This window comes from Herbaspirillum sp. C7C2, from assembly GCF_022627865.1.
Classification (GTDB): Bacteria; Pseudomonadota; Gammaproteobacteria; order Burkholderiales; family Burkholderiaceae_D; genus Herbaspirillum; species Herbaspirillum frisingense.
In genome coordinates this window covers 1-320 of record NZ_JABXGI010000066.1, presented here as the reverse complement: position 1 = coordinate 320, position 320 = coordinate 1, and the positions used below count along the sequence as shown (strand labels likewise).

Below are 320 nucleotides of genomic sequence, written 5' to 3'. Positions count from 1 at the left end.
ATCAAGAACAAGAACGTGACCATCATCGGTTACGGTTCGCAAGGTCACGCTCACGCGCTGAACCTGAAGGATTCGGGCGTGAAGGTCACCGTTGGCCTGCGTAAGGGTGGTGCTTCCTGGTCCAAGGCCGAGAAGGCCGGCCTCAAGGTCGCTGAAGTGAACGACGCCGTCAAGGACGCCGACGTCATCATGATCCTGCTGCCCGACGAAAACATCGGTCAGGTCTATGCCGAAAACGTCGCGCCGTTCGCCAAGCAAGGCGCCACCGTCGCTTTCGCCCACGGCTTCAACATCCACTATGGCCAAGTCGTGCCGCGCGC

General features: G+C 60.3%; 1 protein-coding gene. It reads left to right on the top strand.

Annotation, left to right across the window (positions count from 1 at the left end):
* Positions 1 to 320, top strand: a 320-nt coding sequence (locus HWE04_RS24635; RefSeq protein WP_241813930.1) for an NAD(P)-dependent oxidoreductase, incomplete at both ends; no start/stop codon positions are given.